The sequence below is a fragment of the Dactylosporangium aurantiacum genome (assembly GCF_000716715.1).
Classification (GTDB): domain Bacteria; phylum Actinomycetota; class Actinomycetes; order Mycobacteriales; family Micromonosporaceae; genus Dactylosporangium; species Dactylosporangium aurantiacum.
Genome location: NZ_JNYJ01000009.1, coordinates 1 through 18,485, shown reverse-complemented (window position 1 = coordinate 18,485; position 18,485 = coordinate 1). Strand labels below are relative to the sequence as shown.

Here is an 18,485-nt window from a genome sequence, read left to right as displayed (position 1 = left end):
TACACCAGCGGCCGGGAAGACACCAGGATCACCTCGTGCCGGGACTGGGGGACGACGACGCGGTGACGCATGGCGCTCTCCTCCCCCTTCCTCGGCACGGTACGGCGATCATACGGACGCCGCGCCACCCACCGGAACCGATTTACGCCCCCGCAGCGCGTACACCCCGGCCAGGACCGTGCCGACGCACAGCCCGGCGGCGCTCAGCCCGAGCGACCAGTGCACACCGATCGCGGCGCCGAGCAGGCCGACGGTGAAGCCGCTGCCGGCCCGCAACCCGTTGGCGGAGACCCCGTACACGCCGATCACCCGCCCCCGGTCGGCGGGCGGCGCGAGCAGCTGCACGACGGTCTGCCCGATCGACATCGACGCGAGGTTGGCCACGCCGCCGACGAGCAGCAGCGCCACCGCGAGCGGGTAGCTGGTGGTGACGGCGAAGCACAGGCTGGTAACGCCGTACACGGCGGTGCTGATCACGGCGGCGAGCACGGTCGGGCGGATCCGTCCCGTCGCCTCGAGCAGGATCCCGCCGATGACGCCGCCGGCGCCGTTGGCGAACAGCAGCACCCCGTACGCGAGGCTGGCCCCGTCGACGCCCTCGCCCGCCGGCGCGCCGCCGGCCCCGAGGTCCTGCGCGAAGATCGGCATCGCCGACTGCATCGAGGCCCCGACGAAGAACGACCCCAGCCCACCCAGGATGATCATGCTGACCAGGGTGTGGTTGCCGCCGACGGCCTTGAGCACCCGTACCGAGTCCATGAGCCCCACCCGGGCCCGCGGCACGCCGTTGTCCCTGGTGTGCCCGGTGAACTTCGTGCGGAACAGGAACAGCGTCAGCGGCAGGTAGAACAGCACGTTGACGAAGATCCCCGCGGTCGGCCCGAGCCCCAGCAGCAGCGCCGAGCCGACGACCGGCCCGAACAGCACCCCGAGGCTGCGGAACGTGGCGTTGAGCCGCACCGCGCTGGGCAGCTCCTCGGCCCCGACGAAGTCGTGCAGCAGCAGCTGCTCCCCCGGCCCCCACAGCGCCCCGGAGACGCCGTGCAGGACGAGCAGGACACACGCGTGCCAGACCTGCAGCGTGCCGGTCAGGAACAGCACACCCCACGCCGCCGACACCGTCATGAACAGCGCCTGCCCGGCCTGGATCACCCGCCGGCAGTCGAACCGGTCGGCGAGCGAGCCGAAGTACACCGAGAACAGCAGGAACGGCACCCAGTGACTGATCACCTGGAACCCGGCCAGCGCCGGGGAATGGAACTTCTCCCACAGCACCCAGTACGTGATGACGTGCTCGATGTTGTCGGCCATCATGGCCAGCGCCGCCCCGAACAGGTACGGCCGGCAGTCCTTGTTCCGCAGCGCCGCGAACCTGCGCGGTTTCCGCACCTCGGTGTGGGTCTCGACCCGGCAGGCTGCGCACATGGCTTCCAGCCTCCACCCGCCGCCCCCGCGCCACCCCCGACACTCACCCCGAAGTGATCATCGCCACGGTCCGCCCGGTGCGCCGGTCAGGTCCGGCGCTCGCCGCCGGGGCGCCGGCCCGCCGTCAAAAGCCGGCCAGCGCGATGCCTCCGGGGACCGGTCGACGCGGGTGCGCATCCCGGGTCAGGTGATCGCGAGGAGGACCGCTTCGCCGTTGGTGGCGGCGGTGGCATAGAAGCGGCGCAGGTCGGCGAGGTACGGGTCCAGGAACGACCTGACGTCGCCCGGGCCGAGCCGCAGGGTGTCCGGGTAGAGGTCGGCGGCGGTCATCGCGGCCGGGTCGAAGCGGGCGCACAGGGCGTCGACGTCCAGCGTGTCGAGGGCGGCGGCGATCCGGCGCACCGTGGCGGCGTCGAGGAGCCGGGCGGGGCCGTAGCCGCCGTCCTCACCGATCTCGACACCGCCGAGGACCGCCTCCCCGGCGCCTTGCGTGACCTCCCAGGCGGTGCCGGTGAGCAGGAAGTGCACGACGTGCCAGGACCTGTCGAGGTCGAGCTCCGGCTCGGGCATGTCGGCCTCGTCGTCGTCGAGGTCGCCATAGAGCAGCTCGTCCACCGCCGCCGGGTCGGCCAGGACCGCCCGCAGCTCACCCGCCGACAACCGCCGCCCGATCAGATCCATCCCCATGGCGTTACCCTGCCACGCGTTGCCCGGCGCCGAGGTCGACCGTCCCGCCGTCCCGGCCCAGCAGGTACCGGCCACCGCCGACGAAGCCGAGCCACGTGTCGGGCGGGGCGGGCACTTCGGCGACCGGCGTCAGCTCGCCGGCGCGACCGACCCGCCACACCGTCGGCACCGTCCTTCGGGACGACGCGGTGCTCAGGCAGACCCAGCCGTCGCCGACTGCTCGCACCTTGGGGATCGACTCACGTTCCGGCGCCGCCGCACTCCAGGCGACCACGCCGTCCGCACCGACGTACAGCAGCCGCCCCGACGCGACGCTCACCAGCGCGCCCTCGTCCACTGCGGCGTCGAGCACCGCGAAACTCCGCAACGGCACCTGCCACAGCGGCGAGCCGTCGCGAGCCAGCCGGCGGGCGGTGCCCGTACGGTCGGCGACCAGCAGCGAACCGTCCGCCCAACCGGCCACGAACGCCGCCCCGGCCACCCGCAGCCGGGTGCCGCCGGTGCGGCCGAGCACGAGGCAGCCCTGCCGGCTCGTCACGACGCCGGCCACCCACCGGGTGCCGCCGTCGTCCGGCAGCGCCCGGACGTCCTGCACGTGCCGCACGTCCCGCACCACCTCGACCCCGTCCGGACCGGTCGTCAGCTGTCGACGGTGGCGTAGTGACCGTCCGGCCGTCCGCCACCGCGACCAGTACCTGTGTCATACCTACCTTCCCACTTCCGGCCGAGACGCCATCAGGACGGGCGTGCCGGGCAACAGGCTGTTGCAGCCGGCATCAGCCTTGCCCGCGTCCGCCACGGCCTCGCCCGCGTCGTCCGCTGTGGCCGCGTCGTCGGCCTTCTTGAGGATGCCCTTCGCCCAGGCCAGCTTCTCCTTGAAGGCGTTCCATGCCTTGTAGGCCTTCTTGATCGCGCCGGCGATCTTGGGGATTTTGGCGACCTTGGCCCAGGGAATGACGTTGCTGGCCAGGCTGATGCAGCCGATGACATCGCCGTCGATGCAGCCGAGTCTTCCTCGCCGCCGAGGTATCCCTTGGTCGTCGGCCAGCTGGCGGGTCGGGTGCCCCGTCGTCCGCCGAACGGAGTTGAGCGACGGACGGAGTACTGCTGGGTGCTCTCCTTGATCGCGAGGTTCGCCGTACCGAGGTGGTCCGAGCACGACCAGGTGAGACCAGTGCTGTCACGGACCGCGACGACCGCAAGGCCATGGCTGTAGTACCGGGTCGTCTTCGGCCTGTGGGTCGACGGTGCACTGCAGGGCAGCAAGATCATGCCCGCCGCGATGTGGAACGCGACCGGGCCGCTGGCGATCGGCCGTGGCATGACCACCGGCAACCAGGTCGACTTTCTCTACGGCGACATCGACGAGGTGATGGTCCACACCGGCGCCCTCAACAACCAGGAGATCAGCGGGGACTTCACCGGCGACGGCAAGGCAGACCAGGTCTTCATGCGCGAGGACGGACCGGTCGGCTTCCACATCTTCACGCTCGCCGGCACGGATTCCGGTCTGCTGCCGCCGGCGCAGTGGTACGGCCTGGGACCCTCCGCGACGAACGCGGACCCGCGCCGCGTCACCAACCGCGTGGCCGACTTCGGCGGCGACGGCAAGGCCGACGTCGTGGCCTACTACGACGCGGGCTCGGGCCGCCGCCTCTGGCAGTGGACGTCGAACGGCCGGAGCGGCCCGGCCGCCCCGTCACTGTGGATGGACTCGACCACGTGCACCGGCTGCGCCACGGCCATGAACAGCTGGGCAGACCGGTCCTTCGTCACCGGCAACGTCGACGGCGACACCGACACGGACCTGCTGGCGATCCGCACGACACCGGCCGGGCAGCAGTTCACCCTGTAGGGCTACCTGGCCACCGGCACCACGGCCCCCCACCGACCGCCAGGTTCGTCAGCGGCCCCGACGGGCTCTGAGGCACCTGACCGTCGGCGCGGGCCGGCCTCCTGCCAGGGGCCGGCCCTCGCCGCTGCGGACGGGCACGACGAGCGCGGAGCGCAGCGGCACGCCGGCCGCCGGCCGCCGGGTCCTGGGTGCGCAGCCGGCCGGCCATGCCCCACCCGCACACCGACCGCCTGGCGTCGCTCGCCGGCGCGGTGCTGTCCCCGCGCAGCCGAACAACCGCTCAGGGACGGGCCGGCACCGGGCGGGGGGTGGTCTGCTGGGCGTACCAGAGACAGAACATCAGCACGGTCCAGATCTTGCGGGAGTGGTCGGCGTCGCCGCGGCGGTGGGCGGCCAGGAGCCGCTGGACGTGCCCGAGGTCGAGCAGGTGGTCCACGCCCGCGTCGGCGAAGACGTCGCCGGCCCAGGCGCCGACGTCGCCGCGCAGCCACACCCGGGTCGGGGTGGGGAAGCCGAGCTTGCGACGGTCGACGACCGCATCGGGCACGATGCCGCGCATCGCCTCGCGCAGCGCGTACTTCGTGGTGCGGGCCACCTTCAGCGACGTCGGCAGCGACGCGGCGGCGGCGTAGACGGCCCGGTCCAGGAACGGTACCCGCAGCTCCAGGGAGTGTGCCATCGACATCCGGTCGGCCTTGGTGAGGATGTCGCCGGGCAGCCACGTGTGCAGGTCGACGTACTGCATGGTGGCCACGTCGTCGAGGTCCGCCGCCGCCGTGTACAGCGGTGCCGTCACCGCCGTGTGCGGCTGCGCGGGGGCGCGCATCAGCCGGGCCTTCTCGGCCGGCCCGAAGATGCGGGCGTTGCCGTAGTAGCGCTCCTCGATCGGGGTGGTGGCCCGGTCCAGGAAGCTCTTGCCGCGCACGCCCTCCGGCATGACCGCCGACACGGCCCGCAGGCCGCGGCGCAGCGACGCCGGCAGCCGGCCCACACCGGCGAGCGCGGCCGGCTCGCGGTAGATCTCGTACCCGGCGAACAGCTCGTCGGCGCCCTCCCCGGACAGCACGACCGTGACGTCGCGGGCGGCGGTGCGGGCCAGGAACCACAGCGGCACGATCGCCGGGTCGGCGATGGGATCGTCGAGGTGCCACACGATGCGCGGCAGTGCGGCGATCACGTCGTCGTCGTGGACGAGGGTCGCGGTCAGGCCGACCCCGAGGGCCGCCGCGGTCTGCGTCGCCGCCTCGATCTCGCTGTACCGCTCGTCGTCGAAGCCGACCGTGTACGTGCGGATCCCCGGACGCAGCTCCCGGGCGAGCGCCACGACGGCGGTCGAGTCGATGCCGCTGGACAGGAACGCGCCGAGCGGCACCTCGGACTGCAGGTGGGCGTGGACGCTGTCGCGCAGCGCGTCGCGCACGGCGGCGATCGCGTCCTCGGCGGGGCGCGCCAGGGGCCGCAGCGCGTGCCGGAAGTACGCCTCCTCCCGCGGCGGGCACCCCGGTGTCCAGGTCATCGTGTGCCCGGCGGCGAGACGTCCAGACCGTGTACGGGCGCGGCTACCGGCTCAGCGAGGGGTAAGCATGAGCTTCCGGCTGCGGGTGTTCGGGTTGGTGCTGCTGGTGGCGGTGACCGCGATCGGGGTCACCGCGTGGCTCAGCGTCCGGCTCACCGCCCGGCAGATCGCCGAGTCGCAGCAGACCGCGACCCGCAACGAGGTCACCACCGTCGAGACGTTCCGCGAGTACGCGCAGCGCCACGGCACCTGGGCCGGGATCGACAAGGTGGTCCAGCGGGTCTCGACCGCCAACCAGCAGCGGATCCGGCTGACGAACCTCTACGGCCAGGTGACCGTCGACACCGACCACATGGCCGGGCGCAGCGCCCGGCCGGTGGTCAGCCAGCCGGCGCTCATCGACCCGCGCCCGACGCTGACGTTCCCGCCCGGCGAGGCCGACGAGCGGCCGTCGCCGGAGCTCGAGGCGAAGATCGGCTACCGGCTGGAGGCGGTGACGCTGCAGAGCATCATCGAGTTCCGCCAGACCGTCCTGTTCGCCCGCTGCCTCACCGACCAGCGCCTGGCACCGCCGGCGACGACCGTCAACCGGTACGGCATCCCGGTCGTCAACGGCACCGGCGACGACTTCGGCTGCGGCCAGCAGGTCAGGGACAGCAACGCCGTCGAGCAGGAGGGCGACACGGCGTTCGTGGTCGGCTGCCGCGGCGAGCAGCGCCCGGCGGCGTGCCTGACGAAGGCGTTCGGGGAGCGGGTCTCCTCGTTCGCGCCGGAGCCGTTGCAGCTGTACCTGGGCGCCGTCGACCAGGGCGCGGCGAGCCTCATCGGCCGGCCCGGCCTCGCCGCCGGCGGCGGGGTCCTGCTGCTGGTCGTGCTGGGCACGGCGGTCATCGCCCGGCAGGTGAGCCGCCCGGTGCGCGACCTCACCGCCGCGTCCCGGCGCCTCGCCGACGGGCACCTCGACACCCGGGTGCCCGCCGCCGGCCGGGACGAGCTGGGGCAGCTGTCGGAGTCGTTCAACCGGATGGCGTCGGCGTTGCAGGCCGCGGAGCAGGCGCAGCGCCGCCTCGTCGCCAGCGTCGCGCACGAGCTGCGCACGCCGCTGTCGAACCTGCTCGGGTACCTGGAGGCGCTGCAGGACGGCCTGGTCGCGCCGAGCCGGGAGCTGTTCGGCTCGCTGCACGATGAGGCGGTGCTGCAGCGGCGGATCCTCGACGATCTGCAGGACCTGACGCTCGCCGAGGCCGGGCACCTGACGTACCGCCGCAGCGACTTCGACGTGGCGGACCTCGTCGACACGGCGCGGGTCGCGCACCTGGCCGTCGCGGAGGCCGCCGGGGTGCGGCTGACCGCGGAGACCGCCGGGCCGCTGCCCGTGCACGCCGACCATGACCGGCTCCGGCAGGTGCTGGGCAACCTGATCGGCAACGCCATCAGGTACACCGACCGCGGCGGCCTGGTGACCCTGCGGGCGTTCCCGGAGGCGGACGCGGTCGTGGTCGAGGTCCGCGACACCGGCTGCGGCATCGCCCCGGACGACCTGCCGTTCGTGTTCCAGCGGTTCTGGCGGGCCGACCCGGCCCGGGACCGGGCCACCGGCGGCAGCGGCCTGGGGCTGACCATCGCCCGGCAGATCGTGCGCGACCACGGCGGCGACCTGGTCGTGGAGAGCACCGTCGGGGAGGGTTCCACGTTCCGCTGGACGCTGCCCACCCGCGGGCCCGAGCCGGGGCGTGGCGTGGCCACCGGGACGGGCCGCGCGGTCAGGCCGGCGTGACCGTGCGGACCCGCGCGGCGTCGGACGAGGTCGGCTCGGCGTTCAGCGGCACCATGCGGGCGACGCCCCGCTCCCGGCACGGGCCCCGCTCCCGGCACGGGCCCCGCTCCCGGCACGGGTAGGAGCGCGGCCGGGCGGACACGAGCCGGTCGGCCGACAACGACCGCCACGGCACGGTGGCAGGATCGCCGGCGTGCTGGTCGACGCGGTGTCACGCTGGTCGGTCCTGGCGTTCGCGGCGGCGCACGTGCTGGGCCTGCTCACTCACCATCCGGTACCGTGGTCGGCGACCCTGACCGCCGCGGCGCTGCTCGTGGTCGCCGGCGCCGGCACGGCCCGCGCATCGACCGGCCCCCTGCGCCGCCTCGCCCTGCTGGCGGGGCTGGCGGCCGTGACCGGGCTGGTGGCCGTGACCGAGTTCCGTGGCGGCGGGCTGGGCTGGCCGTTCTTCCTCACTGAGGCCCCCGCCGGCGGCACCACCGCCCGGGCCGAGGCGGCGCTGCTCACCGCGGCGGTCCTCGGCCTGTCGGCGGCCGCGCTGCTGCCGGAGCACGGCGCCGGAGGCGGGTTGCGGGCCCGGCTGCGGTCGTGGTTCGCCGAGCGCCGCGCCGGCATCCTCGACCTGCGCGAGTCCGGGCCCGGCGCCGGTCCGCCGGCTGACCCGGCCTGGCTCGACCCCGAGCGGGACCCGGCCGGGTTCGACCCCAAGCGGGACCCGGCCGGGCTCGACCCCAAGCGGGACCCGGCCGGGCTCGACCCCGAGCGGGACCCGGCCGGATTCGACCCCAAGCGGGACCCGGCCGGGCTCGACCCCGGGCCGGGGCCGGCCGTGCTCGACCTCGGGGTCCTGGGGCCGGACGCGGTCGTGCCGGTCACCGGGTCGCGTCCGCCCCGGGATCCGGGGTGGTGGCGGTCCCGGCTGGCGGCTGCCGGCACCGTGGCCGCCGCCGCGCTGGTGACCGCGGTCGCGGCCGGGCCGATGTGGCGCCCGGATCCGTACGGCAAGCTGCCGCTGACCAGTTCCCGGGACCTGGCCGGGCTGCTGCTGGCCACGGTGCCGGTGCTGCTGGCCGCGGTCGCCGGCACCGTGGCCGCGGGCCGGAGCCTGCACCGGCCGGCGGCCCGCCCGGGCACGGCGCGCCGGGGCACGGCGCTGGCCGCGGGGCTGCTCGTGCTGCTCGCGGTGCCGGTCGCCAGGGCGCGGGCCGGGGAGCACCGGTTCAGCCCCGAACCGCCGCCGGCGCAGACCCTGTACATCGCGACGCTCAGCGGGATCGGCGAGGTGCCGTCGGACCGCCCCGCGTGGCTGCCACCGGCGTTCGTCCACCCGCCGGGCGCCCGTGCCGCGTCGCCGGCCGACCTGCTGGACGGCGCATGGGACGACGGTTGGGACGGCTCGACGCAGCGGCCGCGGGAATGGGCGCCGGACCGGGCGCGCGAGGACCGCCGCGACGGGTCGCAGGACGCCACCCTGGCCGCGCTCACCCTGCTCGTGCTGGTCGCCCTGACCACCGTCGCGCTCCCGTCGCCCGACGCCGGCGGCCCGGAGCGCGGATAGCGACCGACGCGACCCGGGGCCGCCGGTGGAAACAGCGACCACCGGGTCCCGGACCGCCGCCGGCCGGCCGCCGGTCGTCACCGGGCAGCCGCCAGCGGCCGGCGCCCAGCCCTCAGCGACCAGCCGCCCGCGTCCGGTGGCCGGCGCCAGTGGCCACCGGCAGCGGCCGGCAGGCAGCGGTCAGCAGGCGGCAGGCAGCGATCAGCAGGCGGTCTCGACGCGGCGGACGGCGTCGGCGTAGTCGGGGACGGTCGCCATCGCCGCGGCCAGGCGCAGGAACGGCAGCGCCTCGCGGGGCTTGTGCTGCCGCTCCAGGGTGCGGCCGAGCAGGTGATGGGCGTAGTGGTCGCTCGGGTCGCGGTCCACGAGGGCACGCAGGTGCGTCTCGGCCCGGCGCAGCTGCGCCGAGGCGAAGTAGGCGCGGGCCAGCCACAGCCGCACCTCCGCGTTGCCCGGCTCCTCGTCGAGCACGGTGGCGAGGATCTTCGCGGCCTCGACCGGGTCGCCGGCGTCGAAGTAGAGGACTCCCCTGCGGTACTCAGCCATGACGTCGTTCATAAGGAGGTGCAACGGTCCGCGCCGCTCCGGCATTCCACCGGTCACCGTCGTGAACCGGGCCTCCTGGTCGTTGTCGTCGGACTCCGGCACGGTCCGCCAGGTGCGCTCGCCGCGGGCTTCGTCTCGCGCGGCTCGTCGCCGGCGTCACGGTCGCTGCGGATCCTCGCAGGAGCCGCAGCCGAGCAGCAGCGGCAGGCCGAGCAGCAGCGGCAGGGCGAGCAGCAGCGGCAGGGCGAGCAGCGCGACGGCGACCTCGGCCGCCCGGGCACGCAGCCGGGCACGCATCGACGTGGCGATGGTCATGCAGGTCCGCCCGCGTTACGCGGAAGCGGCGTTCAGTGCGTCTTGAGCCACGCGACCAGGTCGTCGAGGACCCGGTCGCGCTCGGGCTCGTTGAACACCTCGTGGTGCAGGCCGTCGTAGACGTGCAGGGTGAGGTCGGCCGAGCCGGCGGTGTCGGCGATGAGGCGGCTGCCGGCCGGGTCGACGAGGCGGTCCTCGGCGCCGTGCAGCACGAGCGTCGGCAGCGTCAGCGACGGCAGGCGGCGCTGGAACACGGCCATCGTGGTGAGCATGGCGCCGCCGACACCGGCCGGTATCTTGCCGTGGTAGACGAGCGGGTCGGCGTCGTACGCGGCGACGACGGCCGGGTCCTTGGAGATGTACTTCGAGTCGAGGGCCTGCACGGGGGTGGCGGGCGCGACCCGGCCGAGGACCTTCGCGACGGCGATGGCGGGCCGGCCGATGCCGGAGCCCGGCACGACCGGCGTGCCGGACAGCGCGAGGGCGCGCAGCGACGCCTGGTGCTCCAGGGCGTAGGCGAGCGCGATCATGGCGCCCATGCTGTGCCCGATGAGGAACGGGACGTGGCCGGGGTGCCGGGCGGCGACCTCGCCGAACAGCAGGTGCAGGTCGGCGGTGTACTCGTCGATGCCGCGCACGTACATCCGGCGGCCGCCGGAGCGGCCGTGGCCGCGGTGGTCGGGGGCGTAGACGGCCAGGCCGAGCTCGCCGAGCCGGGCCACGACGTGGTCGTAGCGCCGGGCGTGCTCCCCCATGCCGTGGGAGAGCACGACGACGCCGTCGACGCTGGCCGGCGTCCACGCGTCGTAGACGATGCGGGCCCCGCCGCCGCCGGTGAGACTGTGCTCTGCGCGCTGCATGGCAGCATCGTGCGCCCTGAACGAGCGTGAAGCAAGCCGCGGACGACCCGGCGGCTGCCCCTGCGCCGCCCGCAAGAAACGGCGCAGGGACAGGATCAGGACGCGGCGCGTTCGGCGGCGCTGCGCTCCACGCAGAACTCGTTGCCCTCCGGGTCGGCGAGGGTGACCCAGCCGGTGCCGTCGTCCTTGCGGAAGTCGGCGACCAGGGTCGCGCCCAGGCCGAGGATCCGCTGGACCTCCGCGTCCCGGCCGGCGTCGGTCGGCTGCAGGTCCAGGTGGACCCGGTTCTTGCCGGCCTTGCCCTCCGGGACCTGGACGAACAGCATCCCGGCGGAGCCGTCGGGGGCCTCGAGCGCGGCCTCGGTGTGCTCCGGGAGGTTGGGGTCGTCAGGGTTCTCGCGGTAGCCCGTGACGGCGCTCCAGAACCGGGAGAGGTTGTAGCAGTTCGCGCAGTCGATGGTGATGTGCCTGATGCGTACGGTCATGCCACCACCTCACCAGTTCCGTATACGGAACGCACCTGGTTTATCAGAAGCCCCGCGCGAGGCGATGGTACGCCTGGTTCCAGCGGACCTCCTTGGCGAACTGCCGCACCGTCGTGTCCGCGTCGATGACCAGCAGCTCCGTGCCCGTCATCTCGGCGAGGTCCTGCAGCTCCTCGGTACCGACGGCGAAGGACAGCACGGTGTGGTGCGGGCCTCCGGCGGTGAGCCACGACTCCGCCGACGTGGACAGGTCCGGCCGTGGCTTCCAGACCGCGCGGGCGACCGGCAGCTTCGGCAGCGGCGCGGTCGGCGCGACCACGTCGACCTCGTTGGCCACCAGGCGGAAGCGCTCGCCGAGGTCGGCCAGGCCGAGCACGACGGCGGGGCCGGGGGTGGCGTCGAAGACGAGCCGGACCGGGTCCTCGCGGCCGCCGATGCCGAGCGGGTGGATCTCGCACGACGGGGTGTCCAGCGCGATGCTGGGGCACACCTCGAGCATGTGGGCGCCCAGGATGACCTCGCTGCCCGGGGTCAGGTCGTAGGTGTAGTCCTCCATGAAGGACGTGCCGCCGCCGGGCGCCATCGCCTTGAGGGTCCGCACGAGGACGGAGGTCTTCCAGTCGCCCTCGCCGCCGAAGCCGTACCCGTCGGCCATGAGCCGCTGCACCGCCAGGCCGGGCAGCTGGCGCAGCCCGCCGAGGTCCTCGAAGTTGGTGGTGAACGCCTTGAACCCGCCCGCCTCCAGGAAGGAGCGCAGGCCGAGCTCGATGCGGGCGGCGTAGCGCAGCGAGTCCGCCCGGTCCGCCTTCAGGGCGGCGGAGACCCGGTACGTGTCGTGGTACTCCTTGACCAGGTTGTCCACGTCCGCGTCGGCGGTCGCGTCGACGGCCTCCACCAGGTCGTTGACGCCGTAGGTGTTGACCGAGACGCCGAAGCGCAGCTGCGCCTCGACCTTGTCGCCCTCGGTCACCGCGACGTCGCGCATGTTGTCGCCGAAGCGGGCCAGCCGCAGCGAGCGCATCTCGGTCCAGCCGGCGGCCGCGCGGGCCCAGGCGCCGATGCGGGCGGTGACCCGCGGGTCGGTGACGTGCCCGGCGACGGTCTTGCGGGCCACCCCGAGCCGGGACTGGATGTAACCGAACTCGCGGTCGCCGTGGGCGGCCTGGTTCAGGTTCATGAAGTCCATGTCGATCTCCGCCCACGGCAGCGCCACGTTGGCCTGCGTGTGCAGGTGCAGCAGCGGGGTCCGCAGCGCGTCCAGGCCGGAGATCCACATCTTCGCCGGGGAGAACGTGTGCATCCACGCGACCACGCCGACCACCTGCGGGTCGGCGTTGGCCTCCAGGCACACCCGCAGGATGTCCCCGGCGCTGGTCAGCACCGGCTTCCACACCACGCGCACCGCGATGTCCGGCGACTCGTCCAGCGTCGCGGCGATCTGCCTCGACTGGGTCGCGACCTGGTCGAGCGTCTCGGGGCCGTAGAGCCCCTGGCTGCCGGTCAGGAACCAGACCTCGTGCGTCATGATGTGCTCCTCTGCCCGCCCTGCGGCTGGCCGTAGACGTTCTGGTAGCGGTCGTGCAGCGACGCGACGGCCTGCTCCGGCAGCCGGTCGACGGTCCCGAGCTGCCGGGCGTAGTGCATGGTTCTGGCGACGTCCTCACACATGACCGCGGCCTTGACCGCGGCCTTGGCGGTGGGGCCGATGGTGAACGGGCCGTGCTGCAGCATCAGCACGGCCGGCGACGGGTGGCCGGTGAGCGTCTCGACGATCCCGCGGCCGATCGCGTCGGAGCCGATGAGGGCGAACGGGCCGACCGGGATGTCACCGCCGAACTCGTCGGCCATCGCGGTGATCGAGCACGGGATCGGCTCGCCGCGGGCCGCCCATGCCGTCGCGTACGGGCTGTGCGTGTGCACGACCCCGCCGACGTGCGGCATGTGCCGGTACACGTAGGCGTGCGCCTCGGTGTCGCTCGACGGGGCGTGCTCGCCCTCGACGAGCTTGCCATCCAGGTCGCAGATCACCATGTTCTGCGGGGTCAGCTCGTGGTAGCCGACCCCGGAGGGCTTGATGACGAGCAGGTCCTCGCCGGGGACGCGGGCCGAGACGTTGCCCGACGTCCAGGTGACCAGTCCCCAGCGGATCAGCTCCGCGTGCAGGTCGCAGACCTCCTGGCGCAGCTTGTCGATCATCGGGCCACCTCCTCGCGCAGCTCCCGCAGCCGGTGCAGGACCTCGTTGGCGCCCTGCGCCTCGGACCGGCCGAAGTAGTCATGCAGCCGGCGGTACTCGGCGTAGAGTCGGTCGTAGACGTCGGCGGCGGCCTCGTCGGGCGTGTAGACCGCGCGCTTGACCTTGCCCATCGCGGCCGCGGCGGCCCGCACGTCCGGGTATTCGCCGGCGGCGACCGCCGCGTGGATCGCCGAGCCGAGCGCCGGGCCCTGCTCGGAGTCGATCACGCTGATCGGGCGGCGCAGCACGTCGCTGTAGACCTGCATGAGGAACGTGTTCTTGAGCAGCCCGCCCGCGGCGATGAACTCGGTGACCGGCACGCCGGCCGCCTCGAGGGTCTCCACGATGGTGCGGGTGCCGTAGGCGGTCGCCTCGATCAGCGCCCGGTACTGGTCCTCCGGCCGGGTCGCCAGCGTCTGCCCGACGATCACGCCGGACAGGTGGTGGTCCACGAGCACCGAGCGGTTGCCGTTGTGCCAGTCCAGCGCGACCAGGCCGTGCTGGCCGGGGCGCTGCTGCGCGGCGCGCGCCGTGAGCTCCTCGTGCGTGAGGCCGCCCTCGAGCTGGGTGTCGACGAACCAGCCGAAGATGTCGCCGACACCGGACTGGCCGGCCTCGTAGCCGTACAGGCCGGGCACGATGCCGTCGGCGACGACACCGCACATGCCGGGCACGTCGGCGAGGGTCGCGCCGCTCATCACGTGGCACGTGGAGGTACCCATGATCGCCACCAGCTGCCCGGCCTCGACGGCCTGCGCGGCGGGGGCGGTCACGTGCGCGTCGACGTTGCCGACCGCGACCGCGATGCCCTCCGGCAGCCCGGTCCAGGCGGCCGCCTCGGCGGTGAGCCGGCCGGCGAGCCCGCCGAGCGGCGCCAGCGGGCCCTCGACCTTGTCCAGGAACGCGCCGAAGCCGGGGTGCAGCGCCTCGAAGTAGTCCCGCGACGGGTACCTGCCGTCCTGGTGGGCTCCCTTGTACCCGGCGGTGCAGGCGTTGCGGGTCTCCACGCCGGTCAGCTGCCACACGATCCAGTCGGCGGCCTCGACGAAGCGCTCCGCCCGCGCGAACACCTCCGGGTCCTCCTCCAGGACCTGCAGGGCCTTCGCGAACTGCCACTCCGCCGACAGCTTGCCGCCGTACCGGGCCAGCCAGGCCTCGCCGCGCTCCTCGGCGAGGCGGTTGATCCGGTCCGCCTGGCGCTGCGCGGCGTGGTGCTTCCACAGCTTCGGGTAGGCGTGCGGCCGGTCCGGCAGGACGTCGCTGAGAGGGGTACCGTCGGCGAGCACCGGCAGGAACGTGCACGCGGTGAAGTCCGTGGCGATGCCGACCACCTGCGTGGCGTCCAGCCCGCCCTCCACCGAGGCCAGCGCGGCCGGGACGGCGTTGCGCAGCACGTCGACCCAGTCGAGGGGCATCTGCAGCGCCCAGTGCGGCGGCAGGGCCTCGCCGGTGGCCGGCAGGGTCCGCTCGACCGCGCCGTGCCGGTACTCGTGGACGGCGGTGCCCACCTCGACCCCGTCGGCGACCCGGACCACGACGGCCCGGCCGGACAGGGTGCCGAAGTCGACCCCGACTACATATCGCGTCATGTTGTTCTCCGCGCCACGGCCCGCTGCAGCACGATGAACGCGAACAGCAGCGCACCAATGACGATCTTGGTCCACCACGAGCTGAGGGTGCCCTCGAACGTGATGATGGTCTGGATGAGGCCGAGCACGAGGACGCCGAGCACGGTGCCGAAGAGGAAGCCCGAGCCGCCGGTGAGGACGGTCCCGCCGATGACGACGGCCGCGATCGCGTCCAGCTCCATGCCGAGGGCGTGCAGCCCGTAGCCGGAGGAGGTGTAGAAGGTCAGCAGCACGCCACCGAGCGCGGAGCACACGCCGCTGATCGTGTAGACGGCGATCTTCGTGCGCCCGACGGGCAGGCCCATGAGCATCGCCGACTGCTGGTTGCCGCCGATCGCGTAGACGTTGCGGCCGAGTCGCGTGTACGCCAGGACGTACGCCGCGATGAGCACTACGGCGAGCGAGATGACGACGCTCCACGAGATGTGGAACCCGCCGAAGCGGATCTTGTAGTCGGCGAGCGACGTCCACAGCGCGTTGTCGATCCGGATCGCGTCGGTGCTGATGACGTAGCACAGGCCGCGGGCCAGGAACATGCCGGCGAGCGTGGCGATGAACGGCTGGATGTCGAAGAAGTGGATGATGCACCCCATCGCCAGCCCGATCAGCGCGCCGACGAGGAGCACCACCGGCAGCACCGCGATCGGTGACCAGCCGGCCTGCACCAGCGACGCGAAGATCATCGTGGTGAGCGCGACGACCGCGCCGACCGACAGGTCGATGCCGCCGGTCAGGATCACGAACGTCATGCCGACGCCGACGACGAGCAGGAAGCCGTTGTCGATGAAGACGTTCAGCACGATCTGGGTGTCACTGAAGCCCGTGTACCGCACGACGCCGGCGCCGTACATCACGCACAGCAGCGCCAGGGTCGCCAGGACCGGGATGTGCCGCTGCTGCGGCCTGCGGATCACCCGCTTCTGCAGCGATTCAAAGGTGGTCACGCGGTCACCTCGACCTTCTGCTGCGCCTGCGGTGCGGTGGGCGCGGGCGGCCGGCGGCGCTGGAACTTCTCACGGAACTTCGGCGCCTGGGCCAGGCACAGGACCACCACGACGACCGCCTTGAACAGCAGCGTCACCTCCGGCGGGATGCCGACGGTGTAGATGGTGATGTCGAGGGTCTTGATGATGACCGCGCCGAGGATGGTGCCGGCGATGGAGAACCGGCCACCGGACAGGGACGTGCCGCCGATGACGACGGCGAGGATCGCGTCCAGCTCGATGAGCAGGCCGGCGTTGTTGCCGTCGGCGCTGGACACGTTGGAGCTGATCATCAGTCCGGCGATGCCGGCGCAGAGCCCGGCGAACACGTAGACGATGAGGATCAGCCAGCGCGACTTGATCCCGGCGAGCCGGCTCGCCTCGGCGTTGCCGCCGACGGACTCCAGCAGCAGGCCGAGCGCCGAGCGGCGCACGATGATCGCGGCGATCACGGCGACACCGACGGCGACGATGACGCTCAGCGGCAGGGCGAGCCAGTAGCCCGCGCCGATCATCTTGTACGGGCTGCTGTTGATCGTGATGATCTGCCCGTCGGTGATGAGCTGGGCCAGGCCGCGGCCGGCGACCATGAGGATCAGCGTGGCGATGATCGGCTGGATGCCGACGGTGGCGACGAGGAACCCGTTCCAGACGCCGAGCGCCAGCGACAGCAGCAGCGCGAGCCCCACGGCCAGCAGCACGCCGGTGACGGCGTTCTGGTCGTCGAGCTTGCTGATGCGCAGGCAGGCGATGGCGCCGGCGATCGCGACGACGGCACCGACGGACAGGTCGATGCCGCCGGTGGCGATGACCAGCGTCATGCCGAGCGCGACGAGCCCGAGCGGCGCGCTGGCCCGCAGGATGTCGATGATGCTGCCGTACAGGTGGCCGTCGCGGAACTCGATCTTGAAGAAGCCGCCGGAGAAGAAGACGTTGGTGACGAGCAGCACCACGAGGATCGCCGCCGGCCAGAACAGCCTGTGCTTGGTGATCGTCGCTATCATGCGCCACTCGCAATCGTCTCGGTGAGGCGGTCGAGGTCGACCGCGTCGGTGTTCTCCAACTGCGTGACCAGGCGGCGGTCGCGCAGGACGCCGATGCGGTGGCTCAGCCGCAGCACCTCTTCCAGCTCGGCGGAGATGAACAGCACGGCCATCCCCCCGTCGGAGAGCTCGACGACCAGCCGCTGGATCTCTGCCTTCGCGCCGATGTCGATGCCGCGGGTCGGCTCGTCGAGGATGAGCAGCCGCGGCTCGGTGATGAGCCACCTGGCGAGCAGGACCTTCTGCTGGTTGCCGCCGCTGAGGTTGCGCACGGGCAGCTCGGGGTCCTTCGGGTTGATGTTGAGCGCGTCGATGTACTTCTGCACCAGCTCGTCCTGCCGGCGGCGGGGCAGCGGGCGGGTCCAGCCGCGGGCCGCCTGCAGGGCGAGGATGATGTTCTCCCGCACCGACAGCTCCTCGACGAGGCCCTCGGTCTTGCGGTTCTCCGAGCAGTACGCGATGTCGTGGTCCATGGCGGTGCGCGGGCCGTGCATCGCGACGGGCCGGCCGTCGATCTCGAGGCGGCCGGCGTCGGCGCGGTCGGCGCCGAAGAACAGCCGGGCCAGCTCCGTGCGGCCCGAGCCCAGGAGGCCGGCGAGGCCGACGACCTCGCCCTTGTGGATGGTGAGGCTGAACGGCTCGATCGCGCCCGAGCGGCCGAGCCCGTGCGCCTCGGCGACGGCCTCGACACCGGTGAACGAGCGCTTGCCGGCGTCCTCGAGCCGCTCCAGCAGCGCCAGCTCCTTGCCGATCATGAGGCTGACCAGCTGCAGCTGGCTCATGTCCGCGACGAGGTGCTCGCCGACGAGCCGGCCGTTGCGCAGGATGGTCATCCGGTCGCAGATCTCGTAGATCTGGTCGAGGAAGTGCGATACGAACACGATCGCGATCCCCTGCGCCTTGAGCTGCCGCATGATGCGGAACAGCTGAGCGACCTCACCGGCGTCGAGGCTGGAGGTCGGCTCGTCCAGGACGAGGACCTTCGCATCGACGTCGATGGCGCGGGCGATCGCGACCAGTTGCTGGACGGCGAGGGAGTACGTCGACAGCTGGGCGGTGACGTCGAGGTCGAGCTCCATGCGCTGGAGCAGCTCCGTGGCGCGGCGCCGCATGACGCCCCACTGGATCCGGCCGAAGCGGGTCGGCTCCCGGCCGATGAAGATGTTCTCCGCGACCGACAGGTTGGCGCAGAGGTTGACCTCCTGGTACACGGTGCTGATCCCGGCCTCGGTGGCCTGCTGCGGCCCGGCGAACCGGACCTGGCGGCCATCGAGTGAGATCTCGCCCTCGTCGATGTCGTAGACGCCGGTCAGCACCTTGATCAGCGTCGACTTCCCGGCGCCGTTCTCGCCCATGAGGGCGTGGATCTCGCCTGGGAACAGGCGGAAATCCACACCCTCAAGGGCCTTGACGCCGGGGAACTGCTTGCTGATGCCGCTCATGCTCAGCATTGCGGTCCCCATGGTTGCGCCTCTCAGTACTTGCGGTTCGGCAGCGCGGCCTTCGCCTGCTCCGGGGTGAAGGTGGTCTCCTCGGTCAGGACGCGCTGCGGGATCGTCTCACCGGCAACGA

19 protein-coding genes are annotated in these 18,485 nt (G+C 72.8%); 3 read left to right on the top strand and 16 right to left on the bottom strand.

Annotated features, from left to right (window positions below; translation table 11 throughout):
- Positions 1-108: 108 nt before the first annotated feature.
- The 4 genes from OP18_RS12445 to OP18_RS57070 all read right to left on the bottom strand — a co-directional run bounded on the left by OP18_RS12445 (position 109) and on the right by OP18_RS57070 (position 3,271).
- On the bottom strand, positions 109-1,425 hold the full coding sequence (locus tag OP18_RS12445) for an MFS transporter (RefSeq protein WP_033359009.1): 1,317 nt from the start codon (positions 1,423-1,425) through the stop codon (positions 109-111).
- A 183-nt stretch (positions 1,426-1,608) separates the two neighbouring features.
- Positions 1,609-2,112 (bottom strand): YfbM family protein, encoded by a 504-nt coding sequence (locus OP18_RS12440; protein WP_033359008.1) that lies wholly within the window; start codon positions 2,110-2,112, stop codon positions 1,609-1,611.
- A 4-nt stretch (positions 2,113-2,116) separates the two neighbouring features.
- A complete protein-coding gene (locus OP18_RS12435) occupies positions 2,117-2,716 on the bottom strand; it encodes a PQQ-binding-like beta-propeller repeat protein (protein ID WP_156089470.1) in 600 nt (199 codons plus the stop codon).
- Positions 2,717-2,818: 102 nt separating this feature from the next.
- Complete coding sequence (locus OP18_RS57070; RefSeq protein WP_156089469.1) at positions 2,819-3,271, bottom strand: hypothetical protein; 453 nt, start codon at positions 3,269-3,271, stop codon at positions 2,819-2,821.
- A gap of 75 nt (positions 3,272-3,346) precedes the next feature.
- Between OP18_RS57070 and OP18_RS12430 the strand changes: the two genes are divergently transcribed.
- Positions 3,347-3,967 (top strand): LamG-like jellyroll fold domain-containing protein, encoded by a 621-nt coding sequence (locus OP18_RS12430; RefSeq protein WP_260710622.1) that lies wholly within the window; start codon positions 3,347-3,349, stop codon positions 3,965-3,967.
- Positions 3,968-4,247: 280 nt separating this feature from the next.
- On the opposite strand, the gene OP18_RS12425 is transcribed toward OP18_RS12430, so the two are convergent.
- The gene (locus OP18_RS12425) at positions 4,248-5,483 is read right to left on the bottom strand and encodes an asparagine synthetase B family protein (RefSeq protein WP_052386609.1); all 1,236 of its coding nucleotides are present in this window, start codon (positions 5,481-5,483) and stop codon (positions 4,248-4,250) included.
- Between the two features lie 67 nt (positions 5,484-5,550).
- Here OP18_RS12425 and OP18_RS12420 point away from each other — a divergent pair, with 67 nt between their 5' ends.
- On the top strand, positions 5,551-7,260 hold the full coding sequence (locus OP18_RS12420) for a sensor histidine kinase (RefSeq protein WP_052386608.1): 1,710 nt from the start codon (positions 5,551-5,553) through the stop codon (positions 7,258-7,260).
- Here OP18_RS12420 and OP18_RS12415 read toward each other — a convergent pair.
- Positions 7,247-7,435 (bottom strand): hypothetical protein, encoded by a 189-nt coding sequence (locus tag OP18_RS12415; protein WP_033359005.1) that lies wholly within the window; start codon positions 7,433-7,435, stop codon positions 7,247-7,249. The two genes, OP18_RS12420 and OP18_RS12415, sit on opposite strands and share 14 nt — an antisense overlap.
- Positions 7,436-7,453: 18 nt before the next feature.
- On the opposite strand from OP18_RS12415, the gene OP18_RS12410 reads away from it, so the two are divergent.
- Positions 7,454-8,818, top strand: coding sequence for a collagen-like domain-containing protein (locus tag OP18_RS12410; RefSeq protein ID WP_033359004.1), 1,365 nt, complete (start codon positions 7,454-7,456; stop codon positions 8,816-8,818).
- Between the two features lie 201 nt (positions 8,819-9,019).
- Here OP18_RS12410 and OP18_RS12405 read toward each other — a convergent pair whose 3' ends face one another.
- The 10 genes from OP18_RS12405 to OP18_RS12365 form a co-directional block, all read right to left on the bottom strand.
- Complete coding sequence (locus tag OP18_RS12405) at positions 9,020-9,376, bottom strand: tetratricopeptide repeat protein (protein ID WP_033359197.1); 357 nt, start codon at positions 9,374-9,376, stop codon at positions 9,020-9,022.
- A 144-nt stretch (positions 9,377-9,520) separates the two neighbouring features.
- A complete protein-coding gene (locus tag OP18_RS57065) occupies positions 9,521-9,679 on the bottom strand; it encodes a hypothetical protein (RefSeq protein ID WP_156089468.1) in 159 nt (52 codons plus the stop codon).
- A 32-nt stretch (positions 9,680-9,711) separates the two neighbouring features.
- The gene (locus OP18_RS12400) at positions 9,712-10,539 is read right to left on the bottom strand and encodes an alpha/beta hydrolase (RefSeq protein ID WP_033359003.1); all 828 of its coding nucleotides are present in this window, start codon (positions 10,537-10,539) and stop codon (positions 9,712-9,714) included.
- A gap of 95 nt (positions 10,540-10,634) precedes the next feature.
- On the bottom strand, positions 10,635-11,024 hold the full coding sequence (locus tag OP18_RS57060) for a VOC family protein (RefSeq protein ID WP_033359002.1): 390 nt from the start codon (positions 11,022-11,024) through the stop codon (positions 10,635-10,637).
- Positions 11,025-11,067: 43 nt separating this feature from the next.
- On the bottom strand, positions 11,068-12,549 hold the full coding sequence (gene araA, locus OP18_RS12390) for an L-arabinose isomerase (RefSeq protein WP_033359001.1): 1,482 nt from the start codon (positions 12,547-12,549) through the stop codon (positions 11,068-11,070).
- The gene (locus OP18_RS12385; protein ID WP_033359000.1) at positions 12,546-13,220 is read right to left on the bottom strand and encodes an L-ribulose-5-phosphate 4-epimerase; all 675 of its coding nucleotides are present in this window, start codon (positions 13,218-13,220) and stop codon (positions 12,546-12,548) included. The genes araA and OP18_RS12385 overlap by 4 nt, the downstream gene beginning before the upstream one ends.
- On the bottom strand, positions 13,217-14,848 hold the full coding sequence (locus tag OP18_RS12380; RefSeq protein ID WP_033358999.1) for a ribulokinase: 1,632 nt from the start codon (positions 14,846-14,848) through the stop codon (positions 13,217-13,219). Before OP18_RS12380 ends, OP18_RS12385 begins: the two co-directional genes overlap by 4 nt.
- A complete protein-coding gene (yjfF, locus tag OP18_RS12375; RefSeq protein WP_211273519.1) occupies positions 14,845-15,831 on the bottom strand; it encodes a galactofuranose ABC transporter, permease protein YjfF in 987 nt (328 codons plus the stop codon). Before yjfF ends, OP18_RS12380 begins: the two co-directional genes overlap by 4 nt.
- Complete coding sequence (locus OP18_RS12370) at positions 15,828-16,874, bottom strand: ABC transporter permease (RefSeq protein ID WP_033358998.1); 1,047 nt, start codon at positions 16,872-16,874, stop codon at positions 15,828-15,830. Before OP18_RS12370 ends, yjfF begins: the two co-directional genes overlap by 4 nt.
- Positions 16,871-18,364, bottom strand: a complete 1,494-nt coding sequence (locus tag OP18_RS12365; protein ID WP_245635371.1) for a sugar ABC transporter ATP-binding protein — start codon at positions 18,362-18,364, stop codon at positions 16,871-16,873. The genes OP18_RS12370 and OP18_RS12365 overlap by 4 nt, the downstream gene beginning before the upstream one ends.
- Between the last annotated feature and the right edge of the window lie 121 nt (positions 18,365-18,485).